Annotated in this window: 21 protein-coding genes and 1 riboswitch; of the genes, 8 read left to right on the top strand and 13 right to left on the bottom strand. The window is 40.2% G+C overall.

The window, feature by feature from the left end:
- The coding region (locus tag DPV97_RS05660; protein ID WP_114989575.1) for a 50S ribosomal protein L19 at window positions 1-105 on the top strand (105 nt) is incomplete at its 5' end.
- A gap of 59 nt (window positions 106-164) precedes the next feature.
- Here DPV97_RS05660 and rho read toward each other — a convergent pair.
- Complete coding sequence (gene rho / locus DPV97_RS05665; RefSeq protein WP_005695393.1) at window positions 165-1,427, bottom strand: transcription termination factor Rho; 1,263 nt, start codon at window positions 1,425-1,427, stop codon at window positions 165-167.
- A gap of 230 nt (window positions 1,428-1,657) precedes the next feature.
- Here rho and argH point away from each other — a divergent pair, with 230 nt between their 5' ends.
- Window positions 1,658-3,031 carry an argininosuccinate lyase gene (argH, locus tag DPV97_RS05670; RefSeq protein ID WP_070712986.1) on the top strand — a complete coding sequence of 458 codons (1,374 nt, stop codon included), beginning with the start codon at window positions 1,658-1,660 and terminating at the stop codon, window positions 3,029-3,031.
- Window positions 3,032-3,105: 74 nt separating this feature from the next.
- On the opposite strand, the gene DPV97_RS05675 is transcribed toward argH, so the two are convergent.
- On the bottom strand, window positions 3,106-3,597 hold the full coding sequence (locus tag DPV97_RS05675) for a YajQ family cyclic di-GMP-binding protein (protein WP_005695407.1): 492 nt from the start codon (window positions 3,595-3,597) through the stop codon (window positions 3,106-3,108).
- 20 nt (window positions 3,598-3,617) lie between these two features.
- Window positions 3,618-4,562 carry a phosphoserine phosphatase gene (gene serB / locus DPV97_RS05680; protein WP_070712988.1) on the bottom strand — a complete coding sequence of 315 codons (945 nt, stop codon included), beginning with the start codon at window positions 4,560-4,562 and terminating at the stop codon, window positions 3,618-3,620.
- A gap of 67 nt (window positions 4,563-4,629) precedes the next feature.
- On the opposite strand from serB, the gene DPV97_RS05685 reads away from it, so the two are divergent.
- The 5 genes from DPV97_RS05685 to hpf all read left to right on the top strand — a co-directional run bounded on the left by DPV97_RS05685 (window position 4,630) and on the right by hpf (window position 10,350).
- On the top strand, window positions 4,630-5,307 hold the full coding sequence (locus DPV97_RS05685; RefSeq protein ID WP_075875828.1) for a YtjB family periplasmic protein: 678 nt from the start codon (window positions 4,630-4,632) through the stop codon (window positions 5,305-5,307).
- 85 nt (window positions 5,308-5,392) lie between these two features.
- Window positions 5,393-7,390: a transketolase gene (gene tkt, locus DPV97_RS05690; protein ID WP_070712992.1), complete on the top strand. Its 1,998-nt coding sequence runs from the start codon at window positions 5,393-5,395 to the stop codon at window positions 7,388-7,390.
- 63 nt (window positions 7,391-7,453) lie between these two features.
- On the top strand, window positions 7,454-7,936 hold the full coding sequence (locus tag DPV97_RS05695; protein WP_070712993.1) for a pyridoxamine 5'-phosphate oxidase family protein: 483 nt from the start codon (window positions 7,454-7,456) through the stop codon (window positions 7,934-7,936).
- Window positions 7,937-8,204: 268 nt separating this feature from the next.
- Window positions 8,205-8,326, top strand: a riboswitch (glycine riboswitch).
- A gap of 88 nt (window positions 8,327-8,414) precedes the next feature.
- A complete protein-coding gene (locus DPV97_RS05700) occupies window positions 8,415-9,785 on the top strand; it encodes an alanine/glycine:cation symporter family protein (RefSeq protein WP_070712996.1) in 1,371 nt (456 codons plus the stop codon).
- A 241-nt stretch (window positions 9,786-10,026) separates the two neighbouring features.
- Window positions 10,027-10,350, top strand: coding sequence for a ribosome hibernation-promoting factor, HPF/YfiA family (gene hpf / locus DPV97_RS05705; RefSeq protein ID WP_070712997.1), 324 nt, complete (start codon window positions 10,027-10,029; stop codon window positions 10,348-10,350).
- 45 nt (window positions 10,351-10,395) lie between these two features.
- Here the strand turns inward: hpf and DPV97_RS09580 are convergent, their stop codons facing one another.
- From DPV97_RS09580 to pnp, 5 genes are all read right to left on the bottom strand, one after another.
- Window positions 10,396-10,539 carry a hypothetical protein gene (locus tag DPV97_RS09580; RefSeq protein ID WP_005697833.1) on the bottom strand — a complete coding sequence of 48 codons (144 nt, stop codon included), beginning with the start codon at window positions 10,537-10,539 and terminating at the stop codon, window positions 10,396-10,398.
- A gap of 56 nt (window positions 10,540-10,595) precedes the next feature.
- Window positions 10,596-11,990, bottom strand: coding sequence for a membrane-bound lytic murein transglycosylase MltF (gene mltF / locus DPV97_RS05710; protein WP_070712999.1), 1,395 nt, complete (start codon window positions 11,988-11,990; stop codon window positions 10,596-10,598).
- Window positions 11,991-12,085: 95 nt separating this feature from the next.
- Complete coding sequence (locus DPV97_RS05715) at window positions 12,086-13,936, bottom strand: DEAD/DEAH box helicase (RefSeq protein WP_070713001.1); 1,851 nt, start codon at window positions 13,934-13,936, stop codon at window positions 12,086-12,088.
- Between the two features lie 75 nt (window positions 13,937-14,011).
- Window positions 14,012-14,953, bottom strand: coding sequence for a lipoprotein NlpI (gene nlpI, locus DPV97_RS05720; protein WP_049362394.1), 942 nt, complete (start codon window positions 14,951-14,953; stop codon window positions 14,012-14,014).
- Between the two features lie 64 nt (window positions 14,954-15,017).
- Window positions 15,018-17,156, bottom strand: coding sequence for a polyribonucleotide nucleotidyltransferase (pnp, locus tag DPV97_RS05725; RefSeq protein ID WP_070713004.1), 2,139 nt, complete (start codon window positions 17,154-17,156; stop codon window positions 15,018-15,020).
- Between the two features lie 241 nt (window positions 17,157-17,397).
- Between pnp and nanQ the strand changes: the two genes are divergently transcribed.
- Window positions 17,398-17,865: an N-acetylneuraminate anomerase gene (gene nanQ, locus DPV97_RS05730; RefSeq protein WP_014064125.1), complete on the top strand. Its 468-nt coding sequence runs from the start codon at window positions 17,398-17,400 to the stop codon at window positions 17,863-17,865.
- A gap of 67 nt (window positions 17,866-17,932) precedes the next feature.
- Here nanQ and DPV97_RS05735 read toward each other — a convergent pair whose 3' ends face one another.
- The 5 genes from DPV97_RS05735 to DPV97_RS05755 all read right to left on the bottom strand — a co-directional run bounded on the left by DPV97_RS05735 (window position 17,933) and on the right by DPV97_RS05755 (window position 23,183).
- The gene (locus tag DPV97_RS05735) at window positions 17,933-18,154 is read right to left on the bottom strand and encodes a sulfurtransferase TusA family protein (protein ID WP_005631077.1); all 222 of its coding nucleotides are present in this window, start codon (window positions 18,152-18,154) and stop codon (window positions 17,933-17,935) included.
- 9 nt (window positions 18,155-18,163) lie between these two features.
- On the bottom strand, window positions 18,164-19,207 hold the full coding sequence (locus tag DPV97_RS05740; RefSeq protein ID WP_070713006.1) for a YeeE/YedE family protein: 1,044 nt from the start codon (window positions 19,205-19,207) through the stop codon (window positions 18,164-18,166).
- Between the two features lie 166 nt (window positions 19,208-19,373).
- A complete protein-coding gene (locus DPV97_RS05745) occupies window positions 19,374-20,750 on the bottom strand; it encodes a rhodanese-like domain-containing protein (protein WP_070713008.1) in 1,377 nt (458 codons plus the stop codon).
- A 14-nt stretch (window positions 20,751-20,764) separates the two neighbouring features.
- Complete coding sequence (locus DPV97_RS05750) at window positions 20,765-21,751, bottom strand: YeeE/YedE family protein (protein WP_070713009.1); 987 nt, start codon at window positions 21,749-21,751, stop codon at window positions 20,765-20,767.
- Between the two features lie 127 nt (window positions 21,752-21,878).
- Complete coding sequence (locus tag DPV97_RS05755) at window positions 21,879-23,183, bottom strand: L-cysteine desulfidase family protein (protein ID WP_070713011.1); 1,305 nt, start codon at window positions 23,181-23,183, stop codon at window positions 21,879-21,881.
- Window positions 23,184-23,186: the final 3 nt, after the last annotated feature.

The raw sequence follows: 23,186 nt of genomic DNA on the forward strand, positions 1-23,186 counted from the left end.
TCTATCGCTGTTAAACGTAAAGGTGCAGTACGTAAAGCTAAACTTTACTACTTACGTGAACGTTCAGGTAAATCTGCTCGTATTAAAGAGCGTTTGGGCGAATAATTTCGCAAAGAAAAAGGCTTGGTTTTCCAAGCCTTTTTTGTTTTTAAGTGCGGTCAAAATTAAGACCGCTTCATAATTTCAAAAAACTCATCGTTGGTTTTTGCCACCATAAGTTTGTCAATGAGGAATTCCATCGCTTCCACTTCACCCATTGGGTTAAGAATTTTGCGTAGAATCCACATTTTTTGTAATTCATCTGGTGTGGTAAGTAAGTCTTCTTTACGTGTACCAGAACGGTTGAAGTCAATCGCAGGGAATACACGTTTTTCTGCAATTTTGCGAGAAAGATGTAATTCCATGTTACCAGTACCTTTAAATTCTTCAAAGATAACCTCATCCATTTTTGAACCGGTATCAACAAGTGCGGTTGCAATAATGGTTAAACTACCGCCTTCTTCTACGTTACGTGCAGCACCAAAGAAACGTTTTGGACGATGCAAAGCATTTGCATCCACACCACCGGAAAGAATTTTACCGGATGCAGGCGTAACGGTATTGTAAGCACGAGCTAAACGCGTGATGGAGTCGAGTAGAATCACCACATCTTTTTTGTGCTCAACAGAACGTTTTGCTTTCTCGATAACCATTTCTGCAACTTGAACGTGACGAGCCGCTGGTTCATCAAAGGTAGAGGCAATCACTTCACCTTTTACTGAACGTTGCATTTCCGTTACTTCTTCTGGGCGCTCATCGATTAAAAGTACAATAAGTTCACATTCAGGGTAGTTGTGCGTGATGCTTTGTGCAATATTTTGTAGCAACATGGTTTTCCCCGCCTTTGGCGGAGCCACGATAAGGCCACGCTGACCTTTACCAATCGGAGAGGCTAAATCTAAAATACGTGCGGTTAAATCTTCGGTTGAGCCATTACCACGTTCCATTCTTAAACGAGAATTTGCGTGTAATGGGGTTAAGTTTTCGAAAAGGATTTTGCTACGAGAGACTTCTGGTTTGTCATCGTTAACTTGGTCGACTTTTAAAAGTGCAAAATAGCGTTCTCCCTCTTTTGGTGGACGGATTTTGCCTTCGATTTTATCACCAGTTTGTAGATTGAAGCGACGAATTTGACTTGGAGAAACGTAGATGTCATCAGGACCAGCAAGGTAGGAACTGTCTGCGGAGCGTAAGAAACCGAAACCATCGGGTAAAATCTCCAATACGCCGCCGCCAAAAATGTCTTCACCGCTCTTGGCGTGCTGTTTCAAAATAGCAAAAACAATATCTTGTTTACGTAAACGGGCAAGATTTTCTAAACCCATTTGTTCTTCGCCAAGTTTCACAAGATCAGAAACAGGCGTGTTTTTAAGTTCTGTAAGATGCATAATTAATAATGTTGGAACTAATAAGAGTTGATAACACTGAATTGTTTGAATGGTGGGCAATGCCCTTAAGAATGCTGCGTAAATTACCACTAAAATGCAGTACTGTCTAGTTTTTGTTAGAAAAAACAGGGTAAAATAGCGGACGATATAGAGATTATTATTGCATATTGATTAATTATGCGTAATAATTGAATAATTAATCATTTTTATAATCAAGATAAGGATAACTTATGGCTCTTTGGGGTGGTCGTTTTACACAAGCGGCAGACAAACGTTTTAAAGATTTTAATGATAGCCTGCGTTTTGATTATCGCTTGGCAGAGCAAGATATTGAAGGCTCCATTGGCTGGTCTAAGGCTTTAGTCAATGTTGGTGTATTAAGTGCTGAAGAGCAACAACAGCTAGAAGTTGCCCTAAATGAATTATTAATCGAAGTGCGGTCAAATCCACAAGCGATTTTGCAGGATGATGCAGAAGATATTCATAGCTGGGTGGAAAGTAAGCTTATCGATAAAGTGGGTAATTTAGGTAAAAAATTACACACGGGTCGTAGCCGTAATGACCAAGTTGCACTTGATATTAAAATGTGGTGTAAACAGCGTGTAGTCGAGTTGCAAGAGTCAGTTCGTAATCTTCAACGTCACTTGGTACAAACTGCTGAAAATACGCAAGATGCGGTGATGCCAGGTTATACCCATTTACAACGTGCACAACCAATCACTTTTGCCCATTGGTGTATGGCTTATGTAGAGATGTTTGAGCGTGATTATTCACGTCTTACCGATGCTTATAAACGCATGAATAGCTGCCCATTAGGCAGTGGTGCACTTGCAGGAACAGCCTATGCAGTCGATCGTGAACAATTAGCCACTGATCTTGGTTTTGCCTTTGCGACGCGTAATAGTTTGGATAGCGTCTCTGATCGTGATCATATTGTGGAATTGCTTTCAACGGCATCTTTAAGTATGGCACACCTTTCTCGTTTCGCAGAAGATATGATTATTTTCAACAGTGGGGAAGCGAATTTTGTGGAGTTGTCAGATCGTGTGACTTCAGGCTCGTCTTTAATGCCGCAAAAGAAAAATCCAGACGCTTGTGAATTGATTCGTGGTAAAGCGGGCCGTGTCATGGGGGCATTAACCGGTATGTTGACGACCTTAAAAGGTTTACCGTTAGCGTATAACAAAGATATGCAAGAAGACAAAGAAGGGATCTTTGATGCATTAGATACCTGGCAAGATTGCGTAGATATGGCGACGTTTGTATTAGATGAATTAAAAGTGAATACCGACCGTACACGCGAAGCGGCTTTAAAAGGTTACTCAAATGCAACAGAGCTAGCGGATTACCTTGTGGCAAAAGGTGTGCCATTCCGTGATTCTCATCATATTGTCGGTGAAACCGTGGTTTATGCTATTGAAAAAGGAAAAGCCTTGGAAGACTTAACCATTCCAGAATTCCGTCAATTCAGTGATGTGGTAGGGGATGATGTATATGACATTCTTTCTTTGCAATCTTGTTTAGATAAACGTTGTGCGAAAGGTGGGGTTTCACCACTTCGAGTAGCAGAAGCGATTGCAGAAGCAAAAGCGAGATTAGCTTAATTAGCGTAAATAAAAAGTGATCTGCACTTCAAAGTAGGTGTTCAGATTTTGGGGTGCAGATCACTTTCGTTTTCTTAATCTCTGAAGTTATTAAATTGGAATGGTTGGCCTAATTCAGCGCCTTTCACCAATTGAATAACGGCTTGTAAATCGTCACGAGATTTACCAGTTACGCGCACTTGTTCACCTTGAATTTGAGTTTGAACTTTGATTTTTGAATCTTTCACTAATTTAGTGATTTTCTTCGCCATCTCCGTTTCAATTCCCTGTTTTAATTTGATTTCTTTGGTGTAAAGTTTACCGTGGTGTTCACTTTCTGTTGGAATATCCAACGAGCTATGCTCAATACCACGTTTTACAAACGCACCAATTAAGATTTCAATTAATTGCTCTAATTGGAAATCAGATTCGGTCGTCACTTTTACAGTTTCGCTTTTTTCATTTAATTCAATAACCGCTTCCACGCCACGGAAATCATAACGTGTACTTAATACGCGGTTTGCATTTTCAACCGCATTACGCACTTCGTGCATAGTAATTTCAGATACGATGTCAAAAGATGGCATAAATTTTCTCCCAAAATCAATTAAATTCGATCATTTGCACTTAAAAGACATAAAAGTGCGGTTAAGTCAGCAAAGTTTACCACAATTTGCGATTGTTGTTGCACCTTCGGTTTGGCATGAAATGCCACGCCTAATCCGGCAATATTCATCATCGCCAAATCATTGGCTCCATCACCAATGGCGATGGTGTGTTTGCGAGGAATATTGAATTCTTCAGCGAGTTTTTGCAAGGTATTCGCTTTGTATTGTGCATCGACCACGCTACCTTTTACATTGCCGGTAAGCGTGCCATTAATAATTTCAAATTGATTGGAAGCCGCAAAGTCTAAGTTTAATAAACTTTTTAAATAATCGGCGAAATAGGTAAAGCCACCAGAAGCAATGGCTGTTTTCCAACCATGTTGTTGTAATGTCTTAATGGTTTCAATTAAGCCGGGCATTAAAGGCAATTTTTCACGTACTTGTTGCAAAATGCTTTCTGGCGCGCCTTTAAGCGTACCCACACGACGACGCAAACTTTGTTCAAAGTCTAGCTCACCACGCATGGCACTTTCAGTAATGGCAGAAACTAATTCACCTGTGCCAGCCAGTTTGGCAATTTCATCGATACATTCAATTTGAATGGCAGTAGAGTCCATATCCATCACCAATAAACCTTTTTTTGATAGTTTTGCATCAAAATCCAGTCTGGCGATGTCTAATTGCAGGTCGTGAGCATGGGCAATAAAATCGGCTAGCCATTTGCCTTTTAAAAGGACAACGGTATTTTTTTCAACGTTCCATGCATCAAAACACTGGAAAGATTGACCGCACTTTTGTTGGAATTCGAGTAATTTGGCTAAATTCAGGGTTGTACCGTATAAAATAAACGCATATGTTTCATCAGAATGAGGTAAATCAGACGAAAGTGCGGTGGGGAATTGGGGATATTTTTGAGTAATGCTTGCAAGGTTTTGAATTTGCATAGAAAATCCTGTAAATTGTGAATACTCATCTATTCTAGCCGATCTTGGCGAAAAAATGGAAAACAACGTGCAATTAATTAAAGAAAAACTTCAAAAATCACTGATGTTTGGGCTCATCGTGCTGCTTTGTATCGGTGCCATGGCCGTGATTTTGTTTGGTGTGAAACAATTTAAGATTGGTTCTCAGCTTTCAAGTGTGAATCAAGTGGCAAATTTGTCGCATATTTTGGTTCGTCAGCAGGCAAATTTATTTTCGGTTTTATTAACTAATAATGCGAAATCCGATCAACTTGTCGAAAATCTAGATAATTTAGTCAAAGAAAACTTTGTGCTCGATGCGACCATTTATGATTATAACGGCAAGGAATTAGCACAAAGTACCAATACTGGCAATCTTCGTGAGCAACTTGGTCTAGAACATAAAAATGAAGGTGAATTTTCAACACAGCAAATTGTTGAGCCCATTTACTCTGCTTCCAATAATGCCGTTCGTGGCTTTTTGCGGGTGACATTTGACGCGCAATATGCTCAAACGACGCAGAGCAAAATTAATCAAGTCTTCCATCGTTTATATGGTGAAATTGTGGTGGTCTTTTTATTAGGCGCTTTATTCGCCAGTTCCATTCATTATTTTTTAAGTCATTATCGTCGAACATATCGAAAACCAGTGGAAACTAAAACGGTAGTTAATTTACAAGGTAAATCGAGTAGTCAGCGTTTTCATCAACGTCGTCGTAGAATTTGATCAAGGTAAATAAAATTGCAGATATTGCTCAAGTCAATCAGTAAATAGGTTAGAATACTCGGAATTATTTAGATAGGAGAAAAACATGGCAACTCGTAGACAACTCGCCAACGCAATTCGTGCGCTATCAATGGATGCAGTACAAAAAGCAAAATCAGGCCACCCAGGTGCACCAATGGGAATGGCGGATATCGCTGAAGTATTATGGCGCGATTTCTTAAAACACAATCCAAACAATCCTAAATGGGCTGATCGCGACCGTTTTGTGCTTTCTAACGGCCACGGTTCAATGTTGATTTATAGCTTATTACATTTAACAGGCTACGATCTTTCTATCGATGATTTAAAACAATTCCGTCAATTACATTCTAAAACCCCAGGCCATCCAGAATACGGTTATGCACCAGGTGTTGAAACTACGACGGGTCCGTTAGGCCAAGGTATCACTAATGCAGTGGGTATGGCGATTGCTGAGAAAACCTTAGCAGGCCAATTTAACCGTGAAGGCCATGAAATTGTCGATCACCACACTTATGTGTTCTTAGGCGATGGCTGTTTAATGGAAGGGATTTCCCATGAAGCTTGCTCTTTAGCAGGCACATTAGGCTTAGGTAAATTAATCGCATTCTACGATGACAACAACATTTCGATTGATGGTCATGTTGATGGTTGGTTCAGCGATGATACTGCAGCACGTTTTGAAGCTTATGGCTGGCAAGTAATTCGTAATGTAGATGGTCACGATGCAGAACAAATTCGTGCCGCAACCATTCTTGCTCAAGCAGAAAAAGAAAAACCAACGTTAATTATTTGTAAAACCATCATCGGCTTTGGTTCACCAAATAAATCTGGTTCTCATGATTGCCATGGTGCACCATTAGGTGATGAAGAAATCGCATTAACCCGTAAAGCACTTGGCTGGGAGTATGGCCCATTTGAAATTCCAGCTGAGTACTATGCTGAATGGTCTGCAAAAGAAAAAGGCGCTGCAGCAGAAAAATCTTGGGAAGAAAAATTTGCCGCTTATGCAAAAGCATATCCTGAACTTGCGGCAGAATTCACACGTCGTGTAAACGGTGAATTACCAGCAAACTGGGCGACTGAAGCCAAAGCGTTCATTGAAAAATTACAAGCGAACCCAGCGAGCATTGCAAGCCGTAAAGCATCACAAAATGCAATCGAAGCCTACGCTCATGTGTTACCTGAATTCTTAGGTGGTTCTGCAGACTTAGCAAGCTCTAACTTAACGTTATGGAGTGGTTCAAAACCAATTCGTGCACACGAAAACGTAGGCGGTAACTACCTTAACTATGGTGTGCGTGAGTTCGGTATGTCAGCAATCATGAATGGTATTGCATTACACGGTGGTTTCATTCCTTACGGCGCAACCTTCTTAATGTTCTACGAATATGCTCACAATGCGGTGCGTATGGCGGCATTAATGAAACAACGTTCTTTATTCGTTTATACTCATGACTCGATTGGTTTAGGCGAAGATGGTCCAACTCACCAACCTGTTGAGCAAACCGCATCATTACGCTTAATTCCAAATCTTGAAACATGGCGTCCATGTGACCAAGTAGAGTCAGCTATTGCATGGCAACAAGCAGTTGAGCGTAAAGATGGTCCGAGTGCATTAATTTTTACCCGTCAAAACTTAGCACAAATGGACCGCACTTCTGCACAATTAGATGCAGTTAAACGTGGTGCTTATGTGTTAAAAGACTGTGATGGCACACCTGAGTTAATCTTCATTGCGACAGGTTCAGAAGTGGAGTTAGCAGTGAAAGCCGCAGATGTATTGGCTGCCGAAGGTAAAAAAGTACGTGTCGTTTCTATGCCAAGCACTAACCGTTTCGATAAACAAGATGTGGCGTACCGTGAAAGCGTATTACCTGCTGCTGTAACCAAACGTGTTGCGATTGAAGCGGGTATTGCGGACTTCTGGTATAAATACGTAGGCTTTGAAGGTCGCGTAGTAGGTATGAATAGCTTCGGCGAATCAGCACCAGCAGATCAATTATTCAAACTCTTTGGTTTCACCGTGGATAACGTGGTGGCAAAAGCAAAAGAGATTTTATAATCCTTAGAATTGAAGGCAGATGTTTATCTGCCTTTTTTATTTAATAAGTAGGGGGAGTATAATATGGAATGTTCTAAGATTAGACGTAAGGATAGGGCGATCACTGATTATCATCAGATGTTAGAAATTATGAATCAGTGTGATATTTGCCGTTTAGGATTACAAGATGATGAAAGTGTTTATATTGTTCCATTAAATTTTGGTTTTAAGGCAGATAATGAAGAACTTACTCTTTATTTCCATGGATTTGTTAAAGGGAAAAAGATTGAACTGATTAAAAAGAATAAATTAGCTGGTTTTGAAATGGACCGTAAACATGAAATTGTAAAAGCAGAAATTGCCTGTGATTATTCTTTTTTATATCAGAGCATTATTGGAAAAGGGAATTTATTCATTATTGAAGATAAAGATGAGAAGATTGATGCTTTACAATATTTAATGGAACACTATACACAGAAAAATGATTGGCAGTTTAGTGAGAATGAGTTAAACAAAATAGTGGTTATTAAGATGAATGTAACTCAATGGTCATGTAAAGAGCACTAATTTTATTGCTGAGAGAAGTGCGGTCAAAAATAAGAAAATTTTTGACCGCACTTTGTTTTTATCTGCTTTCACCCTGTTATCTAAGCCTTTTTTCGTCAATCCATTGAGTTAGCTTTTTAAGTTTGTTAAAATTTGCAGTGCTTTTTGCAATAAGAATAAAACGTAAAAAGTGAGTTCGGAAGAAGGTAGCTGGAGAGTAGGGAATTGCCCCTACGCCGACGAGGTAAAATCTTTCAGGCGCAATCGCAAGGTTGCAGGGACTGTTACTGGACGAACCCTTGGAGAGATCCATTGCATTTTATTGATGTAAATGGACGCCGAAGGCGCAAAAGAGCGGTCGATTTTTCGATTGTTTTCCAAACGCTCAGGCAAAAGGACAGGGGCAAAAGACAATCGGTATTATCAAAAATATTTCTATCGGGATTCTTCTTGTCTCCTTGTCGAGTTTATTTGTATTTTAAACGACGAGGAATCATCAATGTCATTACAGACAACCTTATCTGCTATTAGCAGCTTTATATGGGGACCGCCCCTACTCATTCTATTGTCCGGAACTGGACTTTATCTCACCCTTCGTTTAGGTTTCTTACAAATTCGTTATTTGCCTCGTGCATTGGGCTATTTATTTGCTCGTGGTGCGAATAAAGGCAAGGGGGATGTATCTTCTTTTGCCGCACTTTGTACGGCATTAGCGGCGACCATCGGAACAGGGAATATCGTGGGTGTAGCGACCGCAGTACAAGCAGGTGGACCTGGCGCGATTTTTTGGATGTGGCTAGTTGCATTATTAGGTATGGCAACTAAATACGCTGAATGTTTACTTGCCGTGAAATATCGTGTGCGAGATAAATACGGTTTTATGGCGGGTGGACCAATGTATTACATCGAACGTGGCCTTGGTATTAAATGGCTAGCCAAATTATTCGCGCTCTTTGGAGTCTTGGTGGCCTTTTTCGGTATTGGTACCTTCCCTCAAATAAATGCAATTACGCATGCAATGCAAGACACATTCAATGTACCCGTTATTATTACAGCAACAGTGGTGACGGTGCTGGTCGCGATGATTATTCTCGGTGGTGTAAGACGTATTGCGACAGCTTCTTCCGTTATAGTGCCTTTTATGGCAATTGGCTATGTAGCGACCTCAATTATTATCTTAATCGTTAATTACGACAAATTGCCTGCTGCAATTGCATTAATTATTCACAGTGCGTTTAACCCACAAGCGGCTTTAGGCGGTGCAGTTGGTTTTACCGTTATGAAAGCGATTCAATCGGGTGTGGCGCGCGGTATTTTCTCAAATGAATCTGGTTTAGGGAGTGCACCTATTGCAGCAGCAGCGGCACAAACGAAAGAGCCTGTTCGCCAAGGTTTAATTTCGATGACAGGGACATTTTTAGATACAATCATCGTATGTACCATGACAGGCTTAGTGCTTGTGATTACGGGAGCATGGAGTAACCCAGAGCTTTCGGGTGCAAGTGTGACTAACTATGCTTTTGCTCAAGGTTTAGGTACATCAATCGGTGCAACCATTGTGACGGTTGGATTATTATTCTTTGCTTTCACCACAATTTTAGGCTGGTGTTACTATGGTGAGCGTTGCTTCCTTTACTTAGTTGGTATCCGTGGTATTAAATTTTATCGTTTCATGTTTATTGTTTTGGTCGGGGCGGGTTCATTCCTTACCTTAGATTTAATTTGGATTTTAGCGGATATTGTGAACGGTTTAATGGCCTTCCCGAACTTGATAGCATTAATTGGTTTGCATAAAGAGATTATTTCAGAAACTAAGGATTACTTTGAACGTTTAAAAGCGACGCACCATGATCAAGATGAATTAGCCTAATTCATCTCGTAAAAAGAAAAGGGAAGCTGAATGCTTCCCTTTGTTGTTTACAGCTTTACATCATAACAAGTTTACACAGAAAGAAAATCATATTTTTGCAGAAATTAGATCCCGATCATATTTTTGAACATTTGTTTTTTTATTTACCTAAAAGCACTTGAAAAAGTGGTTTAAGGTCTATATGTTGTTATTAAAGATGAACGGAACCGAAGGGTTCATTTAAGCAAAAGAGGTAAATGCTATGACACTCAATATCACAAGCAAACAAATGGAAATCACCCCTGCAATCCGTGAACATGTGGAGGGAAGACTTGCAAAATTAGAGAAATGGCACACTCAACTGATTAGCCCACACTTTGTTTTAAGTAAAGTACCAAACGGCTTTTCTGTAGAGGCTTCAATTGGAACCCCATTAGGTAATCTACTTGCGACAGCAACCGCTGATGATATGTATAAAGCGATCAATGAAGTCGAAGAAAAATTAGAACGTCAATTAAATAAACTTCAACATAAAGGTGAATCCCATCGAGCAGACGAACGTTTGAAAGATTCTTTTGAAAAATAAAGAATAATGAGTGAATAAAAGGGCGAACATAATGTTCGCCCTTTTTTAGATGTCTTGAATCACTAATTGTAACGCATGGCGTTGGAACTGTTTTGCTTTACGGTGTTTTAAGCGTCTTAAACGCAGGTTACGTGAAGCTGAAATATCTCTTGATGCTTTTTTCTTTAAGAAGGTTTTTCTTTTTAACATCTTTTTCTCCTTATTTTCTTTCTATTCAATAAAAATGTTGTTTTTTCTGACCGCACTTATTCTGTTGCAGTTGCTTGGTTTTCTTGAACGCGATGATAATTCACAATACTGTTCATATAACGGCGGATATTCTCGACATATTGATAAGCTTCATAACCGCGAGCATAGCCGTATTTTAAGTTCGAATAATGGCGTTTTTCCGATAATAATAGCAGATTATTTTTCACATCCAGCCAGTTATCAGGGTTCCCCCCTAATTTTTTGGTTAAGCGACGTGCATCTAAAATATGCCCTAATCCCATATTGTATGCGGCTAAAGAATACCAAATTCGATCTTCTTCAGGAATGCTGTCTGGCATTTGGTTGAGTAGCCAATGCAAATATTCCGAGCCAGCCTTAATGCTTTGTTCTGCATCCGTGCGGTTATTAATATTCATACGTGTAGCGGTATCTTTTGTTAACATCATCATCCCACGAACGCCGGTTGGAGAGGTGGCATAAGGGTCCCAATGTGATTCTTGATAGGCTACAGCAGCTAATAATCGCCAGTCTAAATTCCCTTTGTATTTTTCAAAGAGCGGTTGATATTGAGGCAGAATTTTTTCAACTGACTCTAAATAAGCCTGAGTATCCACATAATCAAAGGCGGTAATATGACGGAAGTATTTTTCCACAATGCGATCAATTAATCCTGTTTCAATGGCATTATTCATAAAATCCAACAAGCCTGCTTGTAGCTCATTATAGGATTTATTGGAAAGATACCAATGCACGGTCATTTCATCCGTTAGGTCAAATGCAATCGCTAAGTTAGGGCGAATTTGTTGTGCCGCAGCCACATCAATACTATTTGCAATGGTATAAGGAATTTTTCCTTCCGCTACTTGAATCAATAATTCTTCTTGGGTCAAGTGCTTGTTATTCTGCCATTTGAGTGCAGGGAGTTTTTTCTGTGCTTGGGATAATAATTTTTCTAAGTCTTCTCCCGCAGAAATGATAATTTCTTGCTGTACTTGAGCCAAATCTTTCGGACGATTTTCACCTTTTTTATACACAAGCTGCCAAGAGGCAGAAGTATAAGATGGCCCTAACTGAAATTTTTCTGCACGTTGAGGCTGGAACAAAAGATTCGCAGCAGCAATATCAATATTGTTGTTCTCTAATTCGTTAAAAAGTTGATCGTTATTTTCTAAGGTTTTAATTTGTAAGCGAACCCCTAAATAATCAGCAAAGTTTTTTGCTAATTCGTATTCCAAGCCTGACTCACCTTCATTCCCAATAAAATAGTAAATGGGATTGTTAATGGTGCCGACAATAAGGCTACCGCGATTTTTGATCGCAGTGTAAGGGTTTTGCTCCGATTGCATAATTTTTTGCCAAGGGAACACCATATCCACTGCCCAAAGTAATAATGCAAAAGCAGCAATAATACGTAAAAATAGACCTTTCAATAGATAAACCTTATAAATTGAGATAAGAGACGATTGTAACGAGAATTAAGACAATAAAAAAGCCCCTTTTACTTCAAGGGGCTGTTAAATAAGGATTAACGTTGGCGATCTCGGCGACCACGTTCATTAAAAGTGCGGTCGTTTTTATCGTTAAATTTACGCTGACGACGTTCACCATTACGCTCTCCACGGAAGCGATCTTGACCACGCTCTCCACGCTCATTACGACGACCATCGCGACGGCCTTTTCCGCCAAAATCGTTACCACCACGTCCGCTGTCTGATTGTGTCGCGCCCATAAAGCTCATTTGCATTTGTTTGTTTAAAACGCGAGTTTTACCGAATTGTTGAAGCAATTCTTTTGGCATGCCTTGTGGTAATTCAACGGTAGAGTAGTCATCATAAAGTTTGATATGACCAATGTAATGGCTGTTAATATCACCTTCATTTGCGATAGCGCCTACAATATGACGGACTTCTACACCATCTGCACGACCGATTTCGATACGATATAAATCCATAGGTTGTTGGTTGCCATAGCCTTTACGCTCACCACGACGTTCAGCTGAACGTGGGTTTTCGCGTCGATCACCGCGATCATTACGGTCACGACGACGTTTATCCATTGGTGGATCAGGTGGAAGAATGAGTTTTTGTTTACCTTGAAGCAACATCAACATCGCCGCGGCAATATCTTCTTGATCCTGATCTGCCGTGAATAAATCTTCTAATAAGCTACGATACATTTCGAGATCGTGATGTTCCAATTGCTTGGTAATCTTGTCTTGGAATTTTTTGCGACGACAGGCTTGTAACACTTCATGATTTGGCAATTCAACTTCATTGATTGGTTTTTTCATCAAGTGTTCGATATTACGAAGTAAACGGCGTTCACGTGGTTCAACGAATAACAATGCACGACCAGAACGACCTGCACGACCGGTTCGACCGATACGGTGGACGTAAGACTCTGCATCAAGCGGGATGTCATAGTTCACCACAAGACTGATTCTTTCAATATCGATACCACGCGCAGCAACATCAGTTGCAACGACGATATCAAGGCTACCATTACGTAAGCGATCTAAGGTTTGCTCACGTAATTGTTGGGTCATATCACCGTTTAATGCTGCAGCACGGAAACCGTGTTTTTCTAATAATTCAGTCACATCAAGCGTGCCTGTTTTAGTGCGGGTAAAAATGATGGCTGCATCAAACTCTTCCACTTCTAAGAAGCGTAATAATGCATCATTTTTACGGAAACCTTGAACATACCAACAATTTTGTTCAATATCTGGCGCGTTATCGTTATTTACTTTGATTTTCACTTCTTGTGGATTATTCATGAAGCGTTTTGTGATGCGACGAATTGGCTCAGGCATAGTTGCTGAGAAAAGCGCAGTTTGGTGCTCTTCTGGTAATTCAGCCATAACGGTTTCTACATCATCAATAAAGCCCATACGAAGCATTTCATCTGCTTCATCAAGTACGATTGCTTTTAATTCAGATAGATTTAATGTGTTACGACGGATGTGATCCAAAATACGACCCGGTGTCCCCACAACAACTTGTGCACCTTGTTTTAATGCACGTAATTGGATGTCATAACGCTGACCACCATAAAGGGTTACGATATTGATACCTTTTGCATATTTCATGAAGTGTTCGCAAGCATCAGCAACTTGAATTGCTAGTTCACGCGTTGGCGCCATCACCAATAATTGTGGATGTTTTGCGGTTGGATCAATTTTTGCCAAAATAGGTAAAGAGAATGCGGCAGTTTTACCACTACCGGTTTGTGCCATACCAAGTACATCTCTGCCTTCTAGAAGAGCAGGAATACAAGCTTGTTGGATTGGCGAAGGTGTTTCAAAACCAAGGTCAGAAACGGCTTTTAGAATGAATTCAGGCAAGCCTAAATCATTAAAAGTGATTTTGTCAGTCATTAAAATACTCGAATGTAAGTAAGGAAAGCTCAATTTAGCTTTCAGGTTTATTTGTTATAAAAGAAGGAGGTAAGTCTAAAAAACAGCTGTTTTTGTGACCGCACTTTTTTCTTCTTTTTCGTCTTCAGTTTGAGCCGGTTTCAATTTCATCAGCTCTAACACGGCAAAACGATACTCAACAAAGTTATACACCTGATTCGCAATAGCAAGTTTGAATAAAGCCGCAGCCTCATCAATTTGCCCCAAATTGAGTTTTTGTTTTGCTAGATAAAAGTAGGTTTCGGTTAATATTTCTGCATATTGTTGTGAGTTTTCTGCAAATTTGGTTGCCCGCTCTTGCAAGTCACTCACGGAAATATTACCTAAATAGTATTGAACGATATTTGTTCCCCAGAAGTCCTTAGATAGCCCTTTAGCTCGTTCAACAAGGTTGGCATGGGCTTCTTGTGGTTTTAATTTTTGTTCGTTCAAATAGAGCCAGAGTACGCGATAAGGATCCTTGGTATCGGCTTCATAAAACTTCATCAAATCGTCTTCAGCAAGATTATAGCGTTCGACGTAATAAAAATTTAAACCACGATTAAGGTGGGTATAGTCATAACTTGGATCCAATTCAAACACAGCATTAAAGGTTTCTAATGCACTGTCGTAATCTTCTTCAAGCAGTAAGTAAAGCCCTAAATAATTGTAAACAGAAGCCATCTTTGGCTGTAATGCAAGGGCTTGTGTAAAGTCATAACGTGCGAGGCCCCATAAACCTAGGGAATCGTATAATACGCCACGTTCAAAGTGAAGCTTCGCTCGTTCTTCATTACTCATTTTTCCAACTAATAAAACCTGCCCGATTCGGGTAATCATCACTTCTTGTTCGAAGTGAGCATTCGGATTCTGATCCGCTAGCCCGACTTTATTTGGTGCGACAAACACGTTTCCCGATTGCACACAACCGGAAATAAATAAAATCACACTTAGGCTAGACAACGAAACTAGAAAACGGAATAACCGAAAATACTGCATTGTTTTATAAGTTAGTTTGATAATCAAAACGGGTGTGCAAATTGAATTCACACACCCTGTGAGATTATTCTTGTTCTTCTGAAATGTCTTCTGCTGGTACAGATTCTGCTTCAGTTTCTTGTTTTGGTGCAAGATCTTTCATGGTTAAGCGGATACGACCTTGGCGATCGATTTCAACCACTTTAACGGTTACTTCTTGACCAACTTGAAGATAATCACTCACTTTCTCTACGCGTTCTTCTGCAATTTGAGAAATATGAACTAAACCTTCTTTATTTCCAACGATAGCGACGAATGCACCGAAGTCAGCAAGACGAGTCACTTTACCTTTGTAAATTGCGCCCGCTTCAACTTCAGCAACGATTTCTTCAATACGTGCCATCACATTTTTCGCTGCACTGCTATCTACTGCAGCAATTTTCACTGTACCATCATCATCGATATCAATAGAAGTGCCGGTTTCTTCAGTTAATGCACGGATAGTTGCACCACCTTTACCGATAACATCTTTGATTTTCTTCGGATCAATTTTCATGGTGTGAATACGCGGCGCGTAGTCAGAAATATCTGCACGTGGTGCAGGGATTGCTTGTTCCATTACGCCAAGAATGTGCATACGTGCACCTTTCGCTTGGTTTAATGCAATTTGCATAATTTCAGGGGTGATACCTTCAATTTTGATGTCCATTTGAAGTGCGGTGACACCTTCACGTGTACCAGCCACTTTAAAGTCCATATCACCTAAGTGGTCTTCATCACCTAAGATATCTGAAAGAACCACAAATTTTTCTTCTTCTTTCACTAAGCCCATTGCGATACCTGCAACAGCAGCTTTGATTGGAACACCCGCATCCATTAATGCTAAAGACGCACCACATACAGATGCCATAGAAGAAGAACCGTTAGATTCAGTGATTTCAGATACAACACGCACGACATACGGGAATTCCGCAAGACTTGGCATAACAGCAGCTACACCACGTTTTGCTAAACGACCGTGACCGATTTCACGACGTTTTGGTGAGCCAATCATACCGGTTTCACCTACAGAATATGGCGGGAAGTTGTAGTGGAATAAGAAGTGATCTTGACGTTCACCTGTTAATTCATCAATGATTTGTGCATCACGTTCAGTACCTAACGTTGCAACGGCTAATGCTTGTGTTTCACCACGGGTGAAAATTGCAGAACCGTGAGTACGTGGTAATACACCTGTGCAAATATCTAATGCACGAACGGTATCAACGGTACGGCCATCAATACGTGGTTCACCTGCAATGATACGGCCGCGAACGATTTGGCTTTCAAGTGCGGTGAAAATATCCACGATTTTACCTTCGCTGATCTCTTCATCTTCTGCTGTGATTTGTGCAATCACATCCGCTTTAATCGCATCGATTTGTTCGTAACGAGCTTGTTTTTCAGTAATGCGGTATGCATCACCTAAACGTGCTTCAGCAATCGCTTTTACTTTGTTGATTAAATCTGTGTTTGGCTCTGGAGCAATCCAATCCCAACGTGGTTTACCTGCTTCTTTTGCGAATTCTTTGATCGCTTCAATCACAACTTGTTGTTGTTGATGACCGAATACGACCGCTGCTAACATTTGTTCTTCAGTTAAGATATCAGCTTCAGATTCAACCATTAATACGGCTTTGTCAGTACCTGCAACCACTAAGTCTAAACGGCTTTGTTTTTGTTCAGTCATAGTTGGGTTTAATACGAATTGGTTGTCAATAAAACCAACACGCGCCGCACCGATAGGGCCGTTGAAAGGCACGCCAGATAAGGTTAATGCTGCAGAAGCACCAATCATTGCCACTAAGTCTGGGCTAATTTGTGGGTTTACGGAAACCACAGTTGCCACAACTTGGATTTCGTTGAAGAAACCTTCTGGGAATAATGGGCGAATTGGACGGTCGATTAAACGTGCAATTAATGTTTCGCCTTCAGATGGACGGCCTTCACGTTTGAAGAAACCACCAGGGATTTTACCCGCTGCATAAGTACGCTCTTGGTAGTTTACGGTTAATGGGAAGAAGTCTTGGCCTTCTTTTACATCTTTTTTAGCAACAACAGTCACGAATACTGTGGTATCGTCCATGCTTGCCATGACCGCAGCAGTTGCTTGACGTGCAATCGCGCCGGTTTCTAGAGTAACGGTATGTTGACCGTATTTAAATTGTTTAACAATTGGATTCACAATGTTTTCCTTCAAAATAATATTTAAAACAAAGCTTTATTTTCCAGATTGCGACTAGCAAAAGAAATCTCTCGAAAAAATGACCGCACTTTAGGCGGTTAAAATTTCTTTTGATAGCCGCACGCTAATGCAGAAAATAAAGCTCGCTTATTATACAGAGTTTTAAATTTATTGGTAACTTTATTTAATATAAGCGACTTGTTATCATATTCTCATATAAATACATAAGTAAGGAGACACTATGATTATCAGTGCATTAAATAACCCAAATTTCAAAGTGGGTTTACCAAAAGTTATCGCGGACATTTGCGATCATCTCAACACGTTAGATCTTGAAGCATTAGAAAATGGTCGTCATGATTTAAGCGAGCAAGTCTATATGAATGTCATGGAATTTGATACGGTTGAAGCGGATAGCAAACAAGCTGAACTTCACCACAAATATCTAGATATTCAATTACTTATTCGTGGTGAAGAAAATGTTGAAGTAAGTGCAACTTATCCAAACCTCAGCTTATACGATGAATATCGTGATGCCGATGATTACCAACTCACCCCGCAAATTGAAGATAAAAGCACGGTAACACTTTTACCAAAAATGTTCGCTGTTTTCTTCCCTTATGAACCACATAAACCAGGTTGCACCGTAAACGGTAAATCAAGTTTTGTGAAAAAACTGGTGGTGAAAGTACCGGTAGAATTAATTTAATTATTTCGATTTGTTAAAGCAGAAGTGCGGTCAGAAATTTGTGTGTTTTTCTGACCGCACTTTTTTATTATTTAATTACGGTAATTGACCATTTCGCATCATCAATTTGTTCGAAGTTTGTCACTTCATAACCTTCTTCAGCCGCCCAAGCGGGAATGGCTTCAGTGGCTTGTGTGCAGTCGAATTCAATTTCTAGGCCATCGCCTTTATTTAACTTAGCCATTGCTTCCTTTGCTTCAACGAGAGGAAATGGGCAAACAAGGCCGAGTGTTGGTAATTTAACGATCATATAAACTCCTTATGATGCTTTTGTTAATTTTAAACGTTGTGGACGGATAATGGTAAAGTAGGCGGCCACCCAAGTGCCGAGAATCATCAATGGCAATGAGATCCAACCTTGCCAAGAGAAAAAGGCGGTTTCGACTAAGCCATTACCGATGGAGCAGCCACCCGCAAGGGTTGCACCGATGCCCATGAGAATACCGCCGAGTCCGCTGCGTAGAATCGTGGTGGCATCCGGTACGCGAACACGAAATTCATTACTTGCTTTAGCGCCGATGAATGACCCAATAAAAATCCCTAAGACTAAGAATACGCCCCAGTTAATAAATTTACCGTCGCCAGTAACAAGGAATTGCATGATATTAGCTGATGGACCAGTGATCCCAAGTCCAAACTCACGGCCAGTAGCGATACTGAGTGGCCAAGCGGCAAGTGCGATTAATCCGATTAACACGGCTGAGAAAAATGGGTGCCAGCGTTTCTCAAATAATAAGTGGGCAAGTCCCGTTTTCTTTGGTTTTAATGCCGCGACTTTTGCGCTTGGTTTGCTGAGATGTTTGTATACATAGAAAGCTGTCACTAAAGTTAATAATGCGACTAACCACCAAGGTGAAATACCAAATGTATCGTAAATATTGCGTTGCTCAATATTAATACTGCGTAAAGATTTATTGAATTCACCTAATGGACCAGTACGCATGATGGCACTTAATAGCATATAAGTGAATAACGCGACCCAACTACCAACTAAGCCTTCCGCAGCACGGTACCACGTACCTGTCGCACAACCGCCAGCAAGAACAATGCCGATACCAAACACAAAGGCACCGATAATCACCGCTAAAAAGGCAAAATTTTCAGCCGGATCGACATTTAATACACCGATTTCTTTTAAGAGAAAGAAACCGATGGATTGTACGGTAATCGCCAATAGAAGGGCTACAAACATTTTGTTATTTTTGGTGACATACATATCGCGAAATGCGCCAGTAATACAAAAGCGCCCACGCTGCATCACAAATCCGAGTAAAATTCCGCAAAGTAATCCGGTTAAAAGCATAAATATTCCTTTCTTTTAAAACTAAGTAGAGCAGTATTTTCTAAAAAAATAAGAAGGTAGCGCCAATAACTTTTAGCTAGAAAATATGTTTTTTTGATATAAAAAAGTGCGATCAGAAATTTGTGTGTTTTTCTGACCGCACTTTCATTTATGATTAAGCGTGAAATTAACTTTTACAAGAGTTTCCTTTTTTCATTACTTTACCAAAATCATTTTTGGCATCCGGTTTTGTCATATTATTAGGTGCACCTTTTTGAACAGGGTAGATTGAATCCATTTGCCACTGATTCCAGCCACCATCATAAATAGCCGTATGGTCCCAACCCGCTAATTTTGTCATGAACCAAGGTACACCGGCTCGCCAACCTGTACCACAATAAAATGCGAGTTTATCGCCTTTTTCGATACCTTGTGTTTTCCATAATGCAAAAATTTCATTTGGATTACGTAATGTACTGTCTGGATCATAATAATCAGCCATATTAGAAGAATCCGTACCAGCAAATCCCCAAATAGCACCTTGTGGTTCGCCTTTTCCTGGAATGTAATCATAACCGCTGACTTTACCGATGTATTCATCCCATGCTCGGTTACTAATGAGTTTTAATCCATGTTGTTGTGCATCGATAATCTCTTTTGGTGTTTCAATATCGAAGCTTGGATTTGCTGGGATAGAGGCGCCAAAATGGGATTCTGGTTTTGGTGTATTCACGGTTGTTTCTGTTGGTAAGTTAGCATCCATCCAGGTTGAAAGATTGCCATTTAGCACGCGAACATCTTTTACACCTGCCCATTTTAATGCCCAGAATACACGATAAGCCGCTAATTGATTATCAGAATATAAGATGATGGTTTTATCAGCTGTGATGCCATTTTTTAACAAATTTTGTTCAATCATATCAGGTGATGATAAATTCCAAATTGGGCCATTCTCAATCCAATCTGTATCAAAATGGTAGGCACCAACAATATGCTGAACATAGCCTTGGGATTTATCTAATGGTCCCCAAGAGACTTCAAAGATAGCGAATTTATCATTGTTATAAGTCTCAGGTTTCTCACCTTTGGTTACTGCATTAATCCATTCCGGCGATACGCTATATTGGAAGTTTGGGAAAGATTCTAATGGATAATCGGCATTGGCATAACTTAGGAAATCATTGAAGACTTGTGTTTTATAACCTTTGTTTGCGAATTCAGCACTAATACAAGCAAGATTATCAGGATTGGTATCGTAGAAAACTAAGGTTTTATCCTTTGTGATCCCTTTTCCTGCTGCGAAAGATTCAAATTTGTCTGGTGCAATCCAATTTAGCCAAGAACAAGAAAATTGAATTGCGCCAGGAATATGTCCACCACGTGTTGCATTTTTATCTTTGAATCCGTTGTAATAACTGTCTTGACGAGAGTCAATAATGACATAGTTTGGATTTTTTAAATTATCCAATAGCGCTTTGGTTTCAATATTTTTGACTTGATTATCATGACAAGCAAAAAGTGCAAGTGAAAGACTTAAACCTAATAAAGTGCGGTTAAATTTCATATTGTTTTCTCCTTTTATTTTTTAACAATCCATTTATTGGCAAACCAGCAACCAATTAGAATACATCCCGTTGCGATCCAACCTTGCCAGGAAAAATAAGCTGTAGCAACTAAAGCATTGGTAACAGTGCAACCGCCTGCTAATGCTGCACCTAATCCCATTATGATACCACCCAAAATACGACGTAGTGCTTCTTGCGGATCTGGCATTTTTAAACAAAAATCGCCGCTTATTTTAGCCATTAAAAATGAGCCAAGTGGAATACCTAGTACAAATAAGCTTCCCCAATTGATATAACGTTGTTGTCCTATTACTAAATATTGAACGACGTTTGCAGAGGGTACAGCAATGCCATATCCATAGTTTCGTCCAGTTTGAGCACTAAGATACCAAGCCAGAACACCGAGTAATCCTATTAGCAAACCGCCTAGGTAAGGATTCCAAGGGCGTTTAAAAGTGCGGTCAAAAAAAGAAAGGTTTTCCGAATCAGTCGATTTATTACCAAGAAAAGATAATCCACAAGTGATCAATACGAGCGATCCTACTAGCCACCAAGGAGAAATAGAAAGCGTTAAATAGATGTTATCCCATTCTGTGGTTTGTTGGGTCCAATGGTTAATAAATTGATGCAGACTACCAGTTTGAGCAGAAGCCATTGTGATTGCAAAAGCAACCAAGGCCAATAGACTACCTAATGCACCTTCCGCGGAGCGAAACCATGCACCACTCCCGCAGCAATTCCCTAATACCATACCGATCCCAAATAATAATCCGCCAACTATTGTGGCCATGATGGGGAGTGTTGTTTGAGGAATTTTAATGATTTCGAATTCAGCAAGGCAAAATAATCCTATGGATTGTATGCTTACCGCAATGAGAAGCATCGTTATAAAACGAGTATTTTTTTGGAACAATAAACGGCGAAAGCCAGAAACAAAACAAAATTGGGTACGTTGAAGTAGGATGCCAAAAGCAATCCCTATAAGAAGACCTGTGAACATTGATTAACCCTTAATACTAATGTTAGTGCGGTACATTAAAACATAATTAATTAAGAAATTAATTGAAATTGATCACAAAAATAAAATAAAGTGCGATATAAATCGCACTTTATTGTTTTAAATGGGCTTAAGGGCAAGGCTTACTCACCATAATTTCAATCACTTGGCGATCGATGTGGTGCATACTCTTAGAGGCAATCGAGCATAGATTGTCGATAGTGCGGTCGAGATCGTGTTCAACGATACCTTCATTGCCCGTAACATGGGTTTCATCCATTGCCATGAGTACCGATTTATAGCCAGATGCCACGCTAGTGGACACTTTCATTGCACAGCTATTGGATGCGCCATCGCAGATGATTCCGCTGATGTCACCAATCATGCTGCAAATCCCCATGCTCACTGTTTCAAATTTACCTGTGAGCAAATAAGCGATGCCCGCACAGCTTCCCATTGATGCGGTTGTTACCGCACAAAGGGCAGACAGTTTGGGTAATTTACTGTGGATATAAATGGCCATTAAGTGTGACAAGAAGAGGGATCGGAGGCGTTTTTCTTCACTCACGTTTAAATAATCGGCGACCACAACCACGGGCATAGTCGCGGCAATACCTTGGTTGCCTGAACCAGAATTACTCATTGCTGGTAATGTGGCACCGCCCATACGTGCATCAGAAGCAGCAGTGGTTTCGATCATGATTTTGCTGAGCAAATCGTCAGACATTAAACCGCTACCGACTTGTTTGCGTAATGTTCTGCCAATGTGTAAGCCGTAATTTTCACGTAATCCTTCGTTAGACAGTGCGCGGTTGAGCGTAGCAGCTTGTCCGATAAAGCGGATTTTATCGAGCTCAACTTCACAAGAAAATTCAAAGATTTCACGTGCGCTCACCTGTTTGAAAATATCATAAGGATCGCAATCAGCACATTCATCGTGTTCTTTCTCAAAAACAACTTCGCCATTTTTTTCAATTAAAATGATGTTTGTGTGTTGATCTTGAATCGCTACTTTCACTCGTTCATTATCCGCAAACAACACGGCTTCCGAATATAAAATATGATCGGTTTGATGAATATCGACATTCACGAGCTTTTTATCAAGCATCGCTTTGGCTTGTGAAACTTGTTTTGGCGTGATGTATTTTAACACTTCCAACTCCCCCTCAGGATCACCGCCTAAAGCACCAATTGCTGCAGCAATAGGCAAGCCCACCATGCCCGTTCCCGGTACTGCAACGCCCAATCCATTTTTCATTAAGTTTGGTGATACTTTAGCTTCAATACGTTCCGGTGTTTTGCCTAAATATCTAGCCGCAGTTGCTGCAGCAAGCGCCAAAGAGATAGGTTCAGTACAGCCAAGTGCCGGAACCACATCGCGTTCTACAATTTGAATTAATGATTTTTCGATTTCGTTGAGTCTTTTTTGATTCATAAA

This window comes from Haemophilus parainfluenzae, assembly GCF_003253005.1.
Lineage (GTDB): Bacteria > Pseudomonadota > Gammaproteobacteria > Enterobacterales > Pasteurellaceae > Haemophilus_D > Haemophilus_D parainfluenzae_M.

What these genes read in the sequence shown, in the direction of transcription:
- rho (WP_005695393.1), bottom strand. Translation starts at nt 1,427, where the DNA reads ATGCATCTTACAGAACTTAAAAACACGCCTGTTTCTGATCTTGTGAAA.
- argH (WP_070712986.1), top strand. Translation starts at nt 1,658, where the DNA reads ATGGCTCTTTGGGGTGGTCGTTTTACACAAGCGGCAGACAAACGTTTT.
- DPV97_RS05675 (WP_005695407.1), bottom strand. Translation starts at nt 3,597, where the DNA reads ATGCCATCTTTTGACATCGTATCTGAAATTACTATGCACGAAGTGCGT.
- serB (WP_070712988.1), bottom strand. Translation starts at nt 4,562, where the DNA reads ATGCAAATTCAAAACCTTGCAAGCATTACTCAAAAATATCCCCAATTC.
- tkt (WP_070712992.1), top strand. Translation starts at nt 5,393, where the DNA reads ATGGCAACTCGTAGACAACTCGCCAACGCAATTCGTGCGCTATCAATG.
- DPV97_RS05695 (WP_070712993.1), top strand. Translation starts at nt 7,454, where the DNA reads ATGGAATGTTCTAAGATTAGACGTAAGGATAGGGCGATCACTGATTAT.
- DPV97_RS05700 (WP_070712996.1), top strand. Translation starts at nt 8,415, where the DNA reads ATGTCATTACAGACAACCTTATCTGCTATTAGCAGCTTTATATGGGGA.
- hpf (WP_070712997.1), top strand. Translation starts at nt 10,027, where the DNA reads ATGACACTCAATATCACAAGCAAACAAATGGAAATCACCCCTGCAATC.
- DPV97_RS09580 (WP_005697833.1), bottom strand. Translation starts at nt 10,539, where the DNA reads ATGTTAAAAAGAAAAACCTTCTTAAAGAAAAAAGCATCAAGAGATATT.
- DPV97_RS05715 (WP_070713001.1), bottom strand. Translation starts at nt 13,936, where the DNA reads ATGACTGACAAAATCACTTTTAATGATTTAGGCTTGCCTGAATTCATT.
- nlpI (WP_049362394.1), bottom strand. Translation starts at nt 14,953, where the DNA reads ATGCAGTATTTTCGGTTATTCCGTTTTCTAGTTTCGTTGTCTAGCCTA.
- nanQ (WP_014064125.1), top strand. Translation starts at nt 17,398, where the DNA reads ATGATTATCAGTGCATTAAATAACCCAAATTTCAAAGTGGGTTTACCA.
- DPV97_RS05735 (WP_005631077.1), bottom strand. Translation starts at nt 18,154, where the DNA reads ATGATCGTTAAATTACCAACACTCGGCCTTGTTTGCCCATTTCCTCTC.
- DPV97_RS05740 (WP_070713006.1), bottom strand. Translation starts at nt 19,207, where the DNA reads ATGCTTTTAACCGGATTACTTTGCGGAATTTTACTCGGATTTGTGATG.
- DPV97_RS05745 (WP_070713008.1), bottom strand. Translation starts at nt 20,750, where the DNA reads ATGAAATTTAACCGCACTTTATTAGGTTTAAGTCTTTCACTTGCACTT.
- DPV97_RS05750 (WP_070713009.1), bottom strand. Translation starts at nt 21,751, where the DNA reads ATGTTCACAGGTCTTCTTATAGGGATTGCTTTTGGCATCCTACTTCAA.
- DPV97_RS05755 (WP_070713011.1), bottom strand. Translation starts at nt 23,183, where the DNA reads ATGAATCAAAAAAGACTCAACGAAATCGAAAAATCATTAATTCAAATT.